Source organism: Blautia hominis, assembly GCA_002270465.1.
In the GTDB taxonomy this organism is placed as follows: domain Bacteria; phylum Bacillota; class Clostridia; order Lachnospirales; family Lachnospiraceae; genus Blautia; species Blautia hominis.
The window spans coordinates 1-13,339 of record NQOF01000006.1 but is presented as its reverse complement, the minus strand read 5'-3'; the positions used below and the strand labels follow the sequence as shown (position 1 = coordinate 13,339).

Genomic DNA, 13,339 nt, shown 5'->3' with positions numbered 1-13,339 from the left:
AACAGAAGGGAATAACTTATGGGATACCGAATCGCACTGCTGCTGAAACAGCACTACTACCAACATTTTAATCAACGCCTGCCCGGCATCAGCGAAGATATCTTTGTAGAATGTTTTACTTATGATACCTTGGAGGAACTTAAAACATTATTTCTGCAAAACAAAAACAACTTTGAAGGATTTCTGGTCAGCGGTATTGCCCCCATGAAAGCCATATACTCCCTTGGGGAGCAGGCTGCCGATGCTGTTGTTGACTATTTTCATATCAGTGTGGAGAACACCTACCGTATTCTGCTTCAGCAGATTGTTTTGAATGAACAACTGAAATTGTCCCGAATCGGCATGGATTTCCTTCAGGACGGCCACACCTTAAAAGAGCTCTTGGAGAGCAATCGGTTTGCCCAGCGTATCCGTGAATTTGAGGATGAGTGGATCGAGTATTCATCCAATGTAGATCTGGATGAGAGAGAGGCTGCCCTCTCCGAAAAATACAGGGAACTGGCAGCGCAGGATAAACTGGATATGGTCATCACTTATTTCTACAGCGTGACCGAGAATCTGCGTGACACCTCTGTCCCCTGTATTTATGTGTATCCTGACGAGAACATGATAAGCGATATCCTGAACAGTATGAAAAAAAGCATTTCCATTAAAAGCATGAAGGACCATCTTCCTGCAGTCATACATATTAATATGGAAAATATGCCTGTACAGGATGAAATGTCATATGAAACCACCCGCCTGGAGATCAATAAAATGATCGTGGAACTGAACCGGAAATATCTGAACCGCCTTATCATAAAAAACACGTACCGGGATTTTGAACTTTACGGTGATTACAGTATCATAAAAGAGATCACAGGGGATTTCCAAAAATGTCAGATCCTGGACCGGCTCCACAGCCTGCCCTCTTTCAGAGGCTCCGTGGGATACGGCATTGGCCGCACCTTTTATCAGGCCAGAGTAAATGCCATTGATGCCAGTCATTATTCCAGAAACGGCAGCCAGCAGGAGGACGGCAGCTACCTGATCGACGAAAACGACCAGCTCACAGTCCTGCAGATTGGCCTGGTCCCCGCCGGAATGAAAGTGTCAGGCGATTACATCCATGATATTGCGGACAAAGTGAGCCTTTCCTCAGAGACCATTGTCAGGATCATCCGTGTTATGAAACAGGAGGGCACCAATAAACTCACTTCCCAGGAATTGATGCATCACCTGAATATCTCCGCCAGGGCGGCCAATAAATTTCTGGCCGCCTTGCAGAAGGACGGATACGCGGAAGTTGTAGGTATGAGACGTTCCGGAAATAAAGGGAGGCCCATCAACATATATCAGATCGATCTGAAATACTGATCCATCCGCATGTTCTCTTTGATATACAAAAACAGCAGCCTTACCGGTTTATCGGAATGGCTGCTGTTTTTGCCCTGCTGTCTTATTATTGTTTATAGATCCGGCTTTATCTCATCTGGAATCGGACAATGGTAGCCTCCTTTCACTGCTTTGAGAAATTCTTTCTTTGCCTCCTCAGCTATTCGAGGATCCTGAAACACATCAATAGCTGACATCCCCATAACCTTTGCCGCGGTGATCATACCCTTTATCCCTATGGAAGACCCTGACTGACTGACCTCCTGCCAGGAATGCCCGGGAGTTCCAAAAGCTTTGCAGGCTGTCAGGATCTGTCCTGTGGGCGCCTGATAGCTCACGTCCCCCACATCTGTACTTCCCGGCATGACTGTTTTCAGGGGATTGATGGGAAAAACTGCATCTGCCAGCACTTTGCCCTCCATCTCTGCAGCCGCATTCTCCCCGTGCTGATCTTCCACCGCTGACACAGCCTCCTGCATGATCTCCTCCGAAAATGTCCTCTGGATCTTCTCCGCCAACGCGTGATCATCGCTGTCAAAATCCGGCGCTCCAGCCTCCCGAAAATTCTCCATCAATACGTTTCCAAGGACCTTATTGGGGATATAGTCGCTGAATCCGTCCCCCCGCACCACCTCATAGGAGGTACCTGTCATGATAGCTGCTCCCCGTGCCACTTCGCAGATCCTTTCAAATATTTCAAAAGACTGGCGAAGCCGCGGAGCTCTGGCTTCGTAATAGACAGATGCAGTCTCCTGTACCACATTTGCTGCGTTTCCTCCTGCGTTGGTGATCGCGTAGTGAATTCTGGCCTCCGGGATCACGTGCTCCCTTAAAAAATTGCATCCTACATTCATAAGCTCCACTGCGTCCAGGGCACTCCTTCCCAGATGGGGAGACGCGGAGGCGTGGGATGCCTTACCATGGAAAGTAAAAGAGGCGCAGATATCTGCCAGCGAACTGGATGAAAAAAGTCCGTTCACGTCCCAGGGATGCCAGCAGAACACCGCATCAAGGCCTTCAAAGCAGCCCTCCCGTGCCATAAAAGTTTTACCTGAACCCTTCTCTTCCCCCGGGCAGCCAAAGTAGACAATAGTTCCTGCTCCTCCGCTCTCCTCCAGGTAAGCCTTAACGGCAACTGCCGCCGCAAGGGAACCGGTGCCCAGCAGATTATGGCCGCATCCATGACCGCAGTCTGTCTCCTCTCTCTTTTCCTGCGTATCCCTCCCCGGTTTCTGGCTAAGCCCAGGAAGTGCATCAAATTCCCCCAAAATGGCAACTGCCGGTCCGCCGGTGCCAAAGGTTCCCTTAAAGGCTGTGGGGATTCCCGCTAGCCCTGTTTCCACCTGAAACCCCTCCGCTTCCAGCGTATCCTGCAGTAATTTCGCTGATCGGTATTCATGAAATCCCAGTTCCGCATATTCCCATATTTTTCGGCTGATATCAGAGTAAGTCTTCTCCTTCTCAGCAATTCTTTTGCATAATCTTTCTTTTGCCTCTGTCATTTTCTTCCTCTCCTTATATACCCACCATTACAGCTCCCATGATCAGGATAACTTCCAGCGCGATCCACATTAAAAATAATTTCCAAATAAATTTGTACCACTTATTCATACCAATCCCCATAACACCGCACATCATAGCGCATCCTGTAGGCCAGAACATTTTAGAAAATCCATCCCCAAACTGATAGGCTATGACAGCGATCTCACGGCTCAGTCCAACCACATCGGCAAGGGGCGCCATAATAGGCACGGTCACTACAGCCTGCCCGGTTCCTGATGGAACAAAGAAGTTGATCAGGTTCTGTGCCAGCAGCATGGCGAATGCGGAAAGTCCGGAGGGGAAGCCTTTTACTATATTAGATAAATACAAAACCGCTGTGTCAATAATATTACCTGAACTCATCACCACTTCGATCGAGCGGGCAAAACCAATCATAAGAACCGTGAAAACCATGGATTTTGAAGATTCTACAAAGGAATCTGCAATTTTACTAGGTCCCATTTTATTGATAAGGCCGGTTATCACCATTCCGATAAAAAATACTGCTGCAAGCTGCTGCAGATAAAAACCAAACTTTGCAACGCCGATGGCAATCGTCATGATAATAATACCAAATCCCACTAACGTGAGCTTCTGTCTGCCTGTAAAAGGCATCTGCATAACCTCATCGCGGCTGGCCGTAACTGTAGGCTCCGGTACGCCGTAGAGATAACTCTTTGTGGGGTCTTTTTTTACTTTTTTTGCATAGTGCATTATGTAGATTATGGTTACAGTCACAAAACAGACAAATGCCACGATCCGGAATGTGGTGATTTTGCCTCCAACACTTGGAATTCCTGCAATACTGCTTCCCAGACCAACCGTAAAGGGGTTAAGGACTGCCGCGGCAAAGCCAACACCGGTTCCCAGGATCACGATGGAAGATCCTACTATCCTGTCATATCCCAGTGTGATGGCAATGGCAACAAACGCCGGGATCAGTCCCCAGGCCTCCTCATTCATGCCAAATGTAGTTCCCCCGAGAGCAAAGAGTGTAAAAAATATGGGAATCAGGAAATAATCCTTGTCCTTGATCTTCCTCAGTATAGAACCGACCAGCGCATTCAATGTTCCGGTACTCATAAGCAAAGTAACGTACCCACAGGCAAAAAGCAGAAAAAATATAATATCCGCTGCGTTTACAAATCCCTGAAAGATACTCATGCAAAAAGCCCAGGGGCCTATAGGATTGGCATCCACCGCATGATAACTCCCCGCTACTACCAGTTCTCTCCCCAAATCCGGGTCCACCGCCCTATCAAACTGTCCTGCCGGTAAAACCCAGGTCAGTATGGCACTGATAAGGACCATTGTCATCATGATCACGTAGGCATGGGGCATGGAAAATTTGAATTTCCTCTCTCTTTTCATTTAAAAATCCTCCTTTTACTTTTTCGCTGTAAACTGCTGATTATTTTAAGCACACTTACAGAACCATTCTTTTATATTTAGGATACCACTCTGCTTAAATAAAGTCAATTGGCAGTAATTGCAGATAATATCTCTTGAATTTCGGAAATAATACACAAAAAATAACGGCTTGATGCGTGCTTTCGATTCTGAAAAGAATTATGGTACTGTAAATTACATTTAAAGCCGGATTCTTTATAGATATGGATGCACCGTGGCCGTAACACTGCGGTTCACAGTTTTCTGCCCTGGAAGCGTTTCCCCGGGAAAAACAGCCTGATGTGGCGAAATCCCGGGGCAGGCGGCACTTGTTGCGTTTCTCTGTACTGCGCCTTTTACATGGATGCGAAGCGTAACATCATTACAGAAATATTCGAGAATATGTAATACAAAATAGTGGAAATTCCTAATTTTAAATGTTATACTGGTTATTGAAATTATTTTATGTATGAGGAGGATTACATCATGGCGAGAGGACGCAAAAAAGAGACGAGGACACTGGATGAACAACTGCAGGCAGTTATCGGGGAAATCGCCACATATGAAGAAACTTTAAAAGAACTACGCCGCAAGAAAAAAGAGATTGAGCAGAAAATCACGGAAGATAAAAAAGAGGCTTTATATAGAGCAGTAATGGAATCCGGCAAATCACTGGAGGAAGTCCTGGCTGGTTTAAGCAACCAATAAAACATAAGTCAGCCCCCCGGCTGTTCAGATCTGAACAGCCGGGGGGCTGACTTATGTTTTGATACTTTTAACGCTATTCCGTTTCTCTCTCCAAGATCACCTGATAACAATTTGCACCATACACACTCATTCTGGGTTCTAATATCTGCTTCAAGCGCCATCCATTGGCAGCTTCAGATATAATTGCTTCTTTACAGGCCTCAAAAGGTACCTGCGGCTGCCGGGTCTGCACATACCCGTACCCGGACTTTTCCGTCTTATCCGAAACCAATGGTATTTCAATAAACTTATATTCATATTTCTTCATAGGCTGCTCTCCTCTTCTCTCAGGATGTATCCGCAATATCCATTTTCTGTTTTTATATATCTTATCTGAACCTGTTCCCCTGCCTGATAGGTATTATCCGCAATCCGGCATTGTATCTCCGCATCTTCCCCCTGCAAGGTCTTAAATTTTACGGTTAAAGCAGGAGGTTTCTCCTCCCACTGCGCCCCAAACTGTGCGGCAAAAAACTGATCTACAGGCGTATTGCCAATGTAAGTAATCTCACCTACTGTATTAATCCCATTTTTATCAAAATGCTTTTTGAGCTTTTCTGCCCTGCTTAAACCAAACATATGCAGACTCCCTTCTGTGGCACCAATACACTTCTATTTAAAGATATTATACATTTTTTTTCTGTAAGAAACAATCAAAAAAGAAACGGGATCCCTGCATGATCAACGATCATGATCCGCCGCATAAAATACAGGGGTATTGTTCTCAGTAACAGGCTTCATGATGTACAGATATGGAAATCTGCTCCATAGCGGGCTGGCAGTCCTCCGAATTTTCCTGCCGGATGCGTGATAACATCCCGCAGGTTAGTGGCCATAGGAACCGTTACCATACATGCACTATTCGCCATAATCTATCGGTCTGCTTACCCGTGATCTTATACTCTATATATAAATCTTTTTCTATATTGACCTTTTAGGTAAATGGCATTATAATAGTATTAACCTAATAGGTAAATATCGTCATCAAAAAGGAGATAACAATGCCCGTAAAACTATTAGAGCTGATCCCTCAAAAAAGGGACGCTATACTAAATGCAGCCCTAAAAGAATTCTCTTCGCAAGGTTATGACAAAGCTTCAACAAATATCATAGCTAAGGAGGCCGGAATCTCAAAAGCACTCATGTTCCACTATGTCAGCAGTAAGCAACAACTCTTTTTCGTGGTTTATGATTATTTTTCCGATTTGATCAGGAGAGAGTATTTTGAACAAATGGACTTTAACGAGAGAGATATTTTCGCCAGACTACAGCAGTCATATCTTCTGCAGCTCAAGCTAACAGAAAAATATCCCTGGATTTTAGAATTCAATAAGCTCTCACGCGATACAAATTCCGAAGAGATAAATAAGAAGCTGCAAGATAAAAGAAAACAGGAACATGCAGACTGCTATCCCAAGCTATTTGATGATATAGACGAAAGCCTGTTCAGAAAAGGATTGGAGATAAATGCATGTAAACAGTTTATCTTCTGGTCCAATGTTGGATTTACAGATGAAATCTTAGAGGATTTTAGAAACAATCCGTTGCCTCATATTGACGGGGAGGCTGTCATATCTAAACTTGATCATTACTTTGCAGAACTGCGCAAGATATTTTATGCGTCAGATAATTTGTAATCTGCAGCTTAAAGCCTTGGCCGGAAAAGAAAAACGCCAAATTTACGGAGGTGCAATATGAATGAGCAATACACACCTGTGATCATGGACTTCCCACTGAGAGGTGAATGGTTCTCTCCCAACACCCCCGGAGCACGGATTCCAAGCCACGGTACAAACCGGTTCGGAACACGGTACGCTTATGACTTTTTACAGGTAGACTGGAAACGAAGAGGTCATCCCAGTTATCAAACGCATTGGTTTAAATATTTACTTTTTGGTGTTCCGCTGCAAAAATGCTATTGTTGGGGAGAAAATGTCTACGCTCCCTGTGATGGCACAGTTGTTGACGCAAAAGATGATCACAGGGAAAGATCCAGAGCACATCTTATTTCAGACCTGTATGTTGCTGTCAAAAGTGCACATTTTTATAATCCCCGGAAAGATCATATACAGTCCATAGCCGGAAATTATATTATCATAAAATATAACGAACACGTGTATGCGGCGTTTGCCCATCTTCAATGCGGTTCCATCAAGGTTATTGCAGGCCAAAAGGTTAAGAGGGGAGAGGTTTTGGGTAAAATCGGACATTCCGGGAATTCCTTTTTTCCTCATTTACATTTTCAGCTTATGGATAACAGGGATATGAATTCAGCACAGGGGGTTCCCTGCGCTTTTAAACAGTATGAAGTGTTTGGTAATGGCCAGTGGGAAACTGTGAAGAATGGCATTCCAACAGATACGGACAGAATTCGATTTCCACATAAGACTCTAGAAATCTAAATCTTATTCTGTCAGCGGGATCCTATAAAGGGAATATGTATGATCAAGATAAAAACCAAGGAGGGCGTAAAAAATTCTGTGTCTATGGAAAATAAATTTTCCTGATAAGAATTAGATATGTATAAGATATTTGTCGATAGCTGTTTTTTTGCCGTGTCGATTTTCTTTTCTAATTATAGTATTGCCAGATTTTTCTGATTATACGTTTTTTTCTATTTTTTTGCATTACAATCAGGACATTAGCAGTGATTGTGAGAAGGAGGTCCTACGCAAAAAACATATGGATAACCCACCAGAAGGAATAACACCCGAGGACATTCGCCGCATGAGCGAAGATGCACTTCTGTATATGGATTATTTCTTAAATGAAGATGACCTGTTTGCTGATGAGGCTGGTGTGGAAGGTTTTTATATCTTCTAACTGTGTCGTCATGCAGTCATGTTCAAACACACCGTTATCTAACATATGTTCGGGTAACGTATGTTTCTTTTTATTGCCCCCAAAATCGAAATTTCCTATAAAGGAATAAAGGGTGGCTCCGCCACATCGAAATATTCAATTTGAAAGATATAAAGCCACATACATATATCAGTATCGTAATGATACTGGTCGTGATCATCAACCAGTGTCTCACATTAATCGGACAACCGCTCATTAACTTTGGAGAAGAACAAATTACTTTCTGGGTGAATACCATCCTTAACTTAGTAGGTATATTATATCCGGCATGGAAAAACCAGTCTTTCAGCACCCTGGATCAATACGGTGATACAATCTTATATATGCTACGGGATGGGAAAATTACCACTGATGAACTGGAAGAGTTTATTAAGAAATACAAAGAGGAGTAAACAACTACTCCTCTCATCATTTTTTCAATCTTATTTTCTAAGTATTCTATATACCACCATTGTACTGCGCAAAAAATAGGCAGTCCTATGGAAATGGCAATAGTCACAAACCAGTAATCCCATGTAGGTTTGGTTGGAATACTGATAAAATTAATAAATATAGTGTAGCTATACATACTAACTACTACAAGCGTACAAAATACTTTACGCCATTTTCTCATTCTCTTCACTCTCTTTACCTCCCCTTTTTATCATTTTAGCTCATTTTGAGCTAATTTTCAATTCTAACTATGGATTCTATTATTATTTTACAAAAGGGGTGATACTATGTTGTTTCCGAGAATCCGGAATATGCGTGAAGATAAAGATTTATCTCAATCAGAAATTGCAAAGATATTAAATTGTGCTCAACGAACTTATTCCGGCTATGAATGTGGTCAAAGGTCTATACCTATTGAATCAATTATTATTTTAGCAAAATTTTATGGTACCAGTGTAGATTATCTTTTGGGACTCACAGATAATCCTCTTCCATATGAAAAGACTGAGAATTTATTTTAATAAAAGAGTACCTGGTGAATGCAGGTACTCTTTTATCAACAGACTCATATTAACTTTTGATGAATTTTTTTATTACACTACACATAAACACTATATTTTTTTACAGTAATCCCATATGAATATTTTCCTTTAAGAAATATTCATTGTACATACATCGTATTTTCCGGCGCTACATTTTGTATGTACTTCCCAACAGTGATGATACCCGAACCATTCATTTAAATGTCCCATATCACAAATTAAAGCTCCTCTACTCTGTATACAGGTCACTTTACAATCTTTGGTAAATAATGTATCATGATAGTAAACTTCTGCCACTAATGCATCTCTGGCACAAACTGTATAACAAAAATATTCGCATTCTATGCAAAGTGTCCGAGGTGATATAAGTTTATCTATTCCTAATAAAGACTTCCAATCAACCTCTGTTTCTAGTTCATCAAGTGTCCTACCACCTCTCTCGAGATAATAAGCCTCTTCCTCCTTTGATTCCTCACTTAATGTCCAACCGGAAGTATTCGATTCTGCATATACTAAATTCGATGAAAGGCACATTACTATTGCTGTTAAAAAAGGCAATAAAATTTTTCTACTCATAATTACCTCCTTTTCTCACATTTCCTTAATAGGTACTTACATTCGATACTATAAAATCGAAAAACCTAGCCTCACGGAAATATGTCGAATTGATTCGGAATGCAGTATTTTTATTTTTATGTGTCCATTTTATAGCTAATCGTTTATCCCAATTTATCTCACCCCAATTATCAAATTCTCTTTCTTCCGCTATTGTATTGGGATTATTATCCATTTCTATTATAAATTGAATAAGCGAATCTATGTATTTACTTTTCTCCGAATCTTGAAATTGAAATCTATAGGCAATTTGTGTCAATCTTTTATTCTCATCAAAAACAAATTCCGGTGAAACTATCCAATCATAATCTTTGAAGCTGATATTAATTGGGGGCGATAAAGATGTAATATTATTATCATTTGTTCCTCTTCTTAATTCATCAAACTTATCACTATCAGGATTTAACGTTTCAGCACCAAAAACGGTATTTAAAAATTCTTCTTCTGTCATATGCCAAGTAAACCCCGATGCAACCTTAAAGCCTGATTCATCCACGAGAAAATCCATAAAAGTATCTTCCGTAAATGTCTGATCCTTTATCCGATTTACGGCTCGTTTATGTTCTCGATACTTTTCATTACTACTACATGCGGTCAATAAAAGTATTATTAGTACATATATATAACAGCCACAAAAATTACGATATTTCATTAATATCACCCCATTTTTGATCTGTTATCTTGTTATTATAAAAACATCATACGTTTCCCATGGGTATACACCTCAATTCTATAGTATAAAAATAATATATGAAGATTTTCCAAACTTAATATTTGTCCACAACTTTGGTATATTCTCAAAATTCATTAAATATTTCAATAAACTAACTATAAATAAATTATTTATAGTCAGTTTTCATTAATACAATAATTTATATTATATATTACTATATTATCATATTTTTTCCAAAAAAACAATATCACAATTCAAATAAACAGTAAATTTCAATATTTTATATTTAAAGAGGTGATCACATGACAAATATATAAGGTACTGCTGTAGCTACTATCCCGGTTTTTGACACCTCTTTATACAACCGAATATTCCTGTTTTTGACAGTTGAAGAGAGTAAAAAGTCCTTGAGGTCGCTGTACATGCGGGATTCAAGGGCTTTTTCTGTGTTTACGGTTGTGCGTTGTTTTTCGACTTTTTTGTATCGGCACAAATTTGGCATTTTTATTGGTGTTACGATTTCATGATGCCAGTTTATCCATAAATTTTTCAGTTATATTTGTCATTTGCCTTTAATTCATACTACTCGTAAAGAAAATCTAACGAGCACTTTGTGCTACTCCATTTATCATTTCTTTGCTACAATACAACATTTTGTATAATCGTTGCCTTTGTCTATACCGAGGGAATTTCAACCACCCTGTTTTTTTATTTTGTCGACAAGTGAACTAAATAAATTAAAAAAAGTATTGGCAATAATCAATACAGAAAAAACAATAATAAAAATCAAACACGCAGAAAAAATATAGGAATTTACTCTAAGTATAATGTTTTCATAAGGAATACCTGACCCGCTTAATATTATTTTACAAGCTATGGATGAATATCCAACTCCTCCCAATATAATTAGATTTAATCTACATTTGTCCCAAAAGCTTAAATATTTATATCTTAATAAACTTCCTGTTTCAAGATATCCTAAATGAATTCTTATTTTGGAATTAAAGTAAATTATATTTTTTTCAAACAAATTATAAGCAGGTCTTATGTTACCATTTTTTTCTAAAACTTTTTGAAAATTTAAAAAGGTTTTATATGTACTTCTATCTATATATTTTTCATATTTTATTATCCGTGGAGTAGCATAGTCTATGATTTTTATATAATCTTCTCGTTTTACCTTTTTAAGTTCCATTTTTATTAAATAGCTAAATAATGGATAATAAACTCTATTATAAGCAATTTCATATCTACTCAGTGGTCTGTCCTTATGGTATTTATATTTGGTGATCCAAAATGTTATAATACCCGTAAAAATTGGTGGTATTGCCACTAACATAATTTTAATTATTAATTTCATTTTTATCTTCCTATTCTGTCAAGCCTAAATCTATTGATTTTACTGGCTTTGACGTTTTTTTTTACCTCTAAAACAAAGCCGATAGTGATGGATATCGTGGTATCAAGTACCGAATAGCTGAAAAATGGGTATAGCTTTAAAATCATCCTATTGTTTGCTCTATAAAGGCTATTTTTCCTCTGTTCAACTATGATGATGAACCTTCCGTGTCTATGGGGATCGTGTCCCAACTTCCTTCGTCCCATCTATCATACACTGAGTGCCAGCTACAGCTCTTGTTTTTATTTGATCGTTACCGACCTGCCTTCTTCTATAATGGTACTGATTAACTCAGTGGACGCTATACCACCATAGACTCCAGTTGGCCTTTATGCGGATGTTGTCCGTTCCAGACTCCATCCTTTACGGGTTTCTGTTCCAGAACCCTGCCCAGCCTCCGAAACTTGCTGTCAGCGGCTCGGTAAGGCTCTGGAATATATGGTTCCTATTCTGTTTCTATGCAGCTGCCTGTGCCGATACATTTGCTGGATGTTTGATGTCCTTCAAGAGTTTTAGCGGATCATATGTCGTCCCTGTCTTTAGAATCGTATAGATTACCCTCAGTATTTTGCACGCTGTTACAATCAGGGACTGCATCTTTTTTAATGGATCATTGACTCGTGTTGTGTAATACACATGCAGCTGTTTGAACTCCGATGCATGCACAACTGCCGACTTTGCCGCCTGGAACAGCCAGTATCCCAACCGTTTTCGTCCTCTATGACTGATCTTTGTCTGTCCTTTATGTTTACCTGAGCTGCATGCAACAAGTCCCATCCCACTTAACTTCTGAATTTCTTTCACATCATCAAATCTGCTGATATCCCCCATTTCTGCAAGGATTCCAGCCAAGATATTCTCACCTACACCCTTGATCTGCAAGATATTTTCTGCATATGGTATCTCCAGACATTTTTTGTGTTCCTCATAATTTGGTGTATTATATGTATCAAACATGTGCACTGCAGACATTTATATTCTCCTTCAAGCAATCTCATGCAGTCTTATATTTTTTATAGGTTGCTGGTCTTTCTTCCGGGTGAATTTTATAATACAGGTATAATGCATATCGTACCGTTATTTCACCATGTACGTTTGGAAAATATTCAGATACTGCTTGGTATAGTAAGTACGCATTATGATTCTCAAATGATATATTCCTCATAAGCTTCGCCCTTTCTCGAATGTATGTTCTGTTTTGTATTCTAATTATATCGAGTATATGTTCGCATGTCAAGACGATTCAAACAAACAAAAAAAATAAGTAGTAATATAAAAATAAGCGTCTCTCCTTACTCTTATATTGCTACTTATTCTGTCATATGCGCAAGAACCTCTCCTTTCTTGCTTATTCTCAAAGAACAAATGTTCTGATTACCTTTTTCTCTCTAAACTGAAAAAAGCCCCTATTTACAAGGCTTTTCTAACAGGGGATGAGGGATTCGAACCCCCATCGACGGTTTTGGAGACCGGTGCTCTACCATTGAACTAATCCCCTATATACTATCTATTATTATACATAAAATCTTTTTTCTTTCAAGACTTTTTTTCAAAAAAATCTATTTTTTGAAATATACCTTCAAAACCGCATATACAAAACACAAAAACCTTTTTTTCTTACCCGCCGTTCGCACTTCCGTGCTTAGGTCAAGCCCTCGACCGATTAGTAGCAGTCAGCTCCATACATTGCTGCACTTCCACCTCTGCCCTATCCACCTCGTCGTCTTCAAGGGGTCTTACTTCTTTATAGAATGGGATATCTCA

The 13,339-nt window shown here is 39.9% G+C and carries 16 protein-coding genes, 1 tRNA gene and 1 rRNA gene; 6 read left to right on the top strand and 12 right to left on the bottom strand.

The features are described from left to right. Positions 1-18: 18 nt before the first annotated feature. On the top strand, positions 19-1,356 hold the full coding sequence (locus CI595_RS18365) for a helix-turn-helix domain-containing protein (protein ID WP_095175089.1): 1,338 nt from the start codon (positions 19-21) through the stop codon (positions 1,354-1,356). Between the two features lie 92 nt (positions 1,357-1,448). Here CI595_RS18365 and CI595_RS18360 read toward each other — a convergent pair whose 3' ends face one another. Then, positions 1,449-2,876: an amidohydrolase gene (locus CI595_RS18360; RefSeq protein ID WP_095175088.1), complete on the bottom strand. Its 1,428-nt coding sequence runs from the start codon at positions 2,874-2,876 to the stop codon at positions 1,449-1,451. A 13-nt stretch (positions 2,877-2,889) separates the two neighbouring features. Then, complete coding sequence (locus CI595_RS18355; RefSeq protein WP_095175087.1) at positions 2,890-4,287, bottom strand: YfcC family protein; 1,398 nt, start codon at positions 4,285-4,287, stop codon at positions 2,890-2,892. Positions 4,288-4,791: 504 nt separating this feature from the next. Here CI595_RS18355 and CI595_RS18350 point away from each other — a divergent pair. Further along, a complete protein-coding gene (locus tag CI595_RS18350) occupies positions 4,792-5,013 on the top strand; it encodes a flagellar export protein FliJ (RefSeq protein ID WP_095175086.1) in 222 nt (73 codons plus the stop codon). A 73-nt stretch (positions 5,014-5,086) separates the two neighbouring features. On the opposite strand, the gene CI595_RS18345 is transcribed toward CI595_RS18350, so the two are convergent. The 3 genes from CI595_RS18345 to CI595_RS26705 form a co-directional block, all read right to left on the bottom strand. After that, a complete protein-coding gene (locus CI595_RS18345) occupies positions 5,087-5,320 on the bottom strand; it encodes a DUF4177 domain-containing protein (RefSeq protein WP_095175085.1) in 234 nt (77 codons plus the stop codon). Continuing rightward, positions 5,317-5,631 carry a hypothetical protein gene (locus CI595_RS18340; protein WP_095175084.1) on the bottom strand — a complete coding sequence of 105 codons (315 nt, stop codon included), beginning with the start codon at positions 5,629-5,631 and terminating at the stop codon, positions 5,317-5,319. Before CI595_RS18340 ends, CI595_RS18345 begins: the two co-directional genes overlap by 4 nt. 158 nt (positions 5,632-5,789) lie before the next feature. Further along, positions 5,790-5,921, bottom strand: a complete 132-nt coding sequence (locus CI595_RS26705; RefSeq protein ID WP_279233391.1) for a hypothetical protein — start codon at positions 5,919-5,921, stop codon at positions 5,790-5,792. 132 nt (positions 5,922-6,053) lie between these two features. Here CI595_RS26705 and CI595_RS18335 point away from each other — a divergent pair, with 132 nt between their 5' ends. The 3 genes from CI595_RS18335 (at position 6,054) to CI595_RS27390 (ending at position 8,306) form a co-directional block, all read left to right on the top strand. After that, the gene (locus CI595_RS18335) at positions 6,054-6,689 is read left to right on the top strand and encodes a TetR/AcrR family transcriptional regulator (protein WP_095175083.1); all 636 of its coding nucleotides are present in this window, start codon (positions 6,054-6,056) and stop codon (positions 6,687-6,689) included. A gap of 57 nt (positions 6,690-6,746) precedes the next feature. Continuing rightward, the gene (locus CI595_RS18330) at positions 6,747-7,454 is read left to right on the top strand and encodes a M23 family metallopeptidase (protein WP_095175082.1); all 708 of its coding nucleotides are present in this window, start codon (positions 6,747-6,749) and stop codon (positions 7,452-7,454) included. A 561-nt stretch (positions 7,455-8,015) separates the two neighbouring features. Then, on the top strand, positions 8,016-8,306 hold the full coding sequence (locus CI595_RS27390; RefSeq protein WP_095175081.1) for a phage holin: 291 nt from the start codon (positions 8,016-8,018) through the stop codon (positions 8,304-8,306). Here the strand turns inward: CI595_RS27390 and CI595_RS26265 are convergent. Beyond that, on the bottom strand, positions 8,213-8,536 hold the full coding sequence (locus CI595_RS26265; protein ID WP_162291918.1) for a hypothetical protein: 324 nt from the start codon (positions 8,534-8,536) through the stop codon (positions 8,213-8,215). The two genes, CI595_RS27390 and CI595_RS26265, sit on opposite strands and share 94 nt — an antisense overlap. Positions 8,537-8,657: 121 nt before the next feature. Here CI595_RS26265 and CI595_RS18320 point away from each other — a divergent pair, with 121 nt between their 5' ends. Further along, positions 8,658-8,867 carry a helix-turn-helix domain-containing protein gene (locus CI595_RS18320; protein WP_243135209.1) on the top strand — a complete coding sequence of 70 codons (210 nt, stop codon included), beginning with the start codon at positions 8,658-8,660 and terminating at the stop codon, positions 8,865-8,867. A 129-nt stretch (positions 8,868-8,996) separates the two neighbouring features. On the opposite strand, the gene CI595_RS18315 is transcribed toward CI595_RS18320, so the two are convergent. The 6 genes from CI595_RS18315 to CI595_RS18290 all read right to left on the bottom strand — a co-directional run. Further along, entirely contained in the window at positions 8,997-9,464 is a 468-nt protein-coding gene (locus CI595_RS18315; RefSeq protein ID WP_095175080.1) for a hypothetical protein, read from the bottom strand. 25 nt (positions 9,465-9,489) lie between these two features. Then, positions 9,490-10,011: a hypothetical protein gene (locus tag CI595_RS18310; protein WP_095175079.1), complete on the bottom strand. Its 522-nt coding sequence runs from the start codon at positions 10,009-10,011 to the stop codon at positions 9,490-9,492. A gap of 856 nt (positions 10,012-10,867) precedes the next feature. Then, complete coding sequence (locus CI595_RS18305; protein ID WP_095175078.1) at positions 10,868-11,536, bottom strand: hypothetical protein; 669 nt, start codon at positions 11,534-11,536, stop codon at positions 10,868-10,870. Positions 11,537-12,031: 495 nt separating this feature from the next. Continuing rightward, positions 12,032-12,547, bottom strand: a complete 516-nt coding sequence (locus tag CI595_RS18300) for a transposase (protein ID WP_243135208.1) — start codon at positions 12,545-12,547, stop codon at positions 12,032-12,034. A gap of 455 nt (positions 12,548-13,002) precedes the next feature. After that, positions 13,003-13,073, bottom strand: a tRNA-Trp gene (locus CI595_RS18295). 145 nt (positions 13,074-13,218) lie between these two features. Continuing rightward, positions 13,219-13,339: ribosomal RNA gene (locus tag CI595_RS18290) — 23S ribosomal RNA — on the bottom strand; the annotation flags it as partial.

Coding starts and splice junctions, on each gene's coding strand:
- CI595_RS26705 (WP_279233391.1), bottom strand. CDS start 5,921: ATGGCGAATAGTGCATGTATGGTAACGGTTCCTATGGCCACTAACCTG.
- CI595_RS18340 (WP_095175084.1), bottom strand. CDS start 5,631: ATGTTTGGTTTAAGCAGGGCAGAAAAGCTCAAAAAGCATTTTGATAAA.
- CI595_RS18330 (WP_095175082.1), top strand. CDS start 6,747: ATGAATGAGCAATACACACCTGTGATCATGGACTTCCCACTGAGAGGT.
- CI595_RS18315 (WP_095175080.1), bottom strand. CDS start 9,464: ATGAGTAGAAAAATTTTATTGCCTTTTTTAACAGCAATAGTAATGTGC.
- CI595_RS18320 (WP_243135209.1), top strand. CDS start 8,658: ATGCGTGAAGATAAAGATTTATCTCAATCAGAAATTGCAAAGATATTA.
- CI595_RS18360 (WP_095175088.1), bottom strand. CDS start 2,876: ATGACAGAGGCAAAAGAAAGATTATGCAAAAGAATTGCTGAGAAGGAG.
- CI595_RS18305 (WP_095175078.1), bottom strand. CDS start 11,536: ATGAAATTAATAATTAAAATTATGTTAGTGGCAATACCACCAATTTTT.
- CI595_RS18300 (WP_243135208.1), bottom strand. CDS start 12,547: ATGTCTGCAGTGCACATGTTTGATACATATAATACACCAAATTATGAG.
- CI595_RS18365 (WP_095175089.1), top strand. CDS start 19: ATGGGATACCGAATCGCACTGCTGCTGAAACAGCACTACTACCAACAT.
- CI595_RS18350 (WP_095175086.1), top strand. CDS start 4,792: ATGGCGAGAGGACGCAAAAAAGAGACGAGGACACTGGATGAACAACTG.
- CI595_RS18355 (WP_095175087.1), bottom strand. CDS start 4,287: ATGAAAAGAGAGAGGAAATTCAAATTTTCCATGCCCCATGCCTACGTG.
- CI595_RS18310 (WP_095175079.1), bottom strand. CDS start 10,011: ATGGATTTTCTCGTGGATGAATCAGGCTTTAAGGTTGCATCGGGGTTT.
- CI595_RS18345 (WP_095175085.1), bottom strand. CDS start 5,320: ATGAAGAAATATGAATATAAGTTTATTGAAATACCATTGGTTTCGGAT.
- CI595_RS18335 (WP_095175083.1), top strand. CDS start 6,054: ATGCCCGTAAAACTATTAGAGCTGATCCCTCAAAAAAGGGACGCTATA.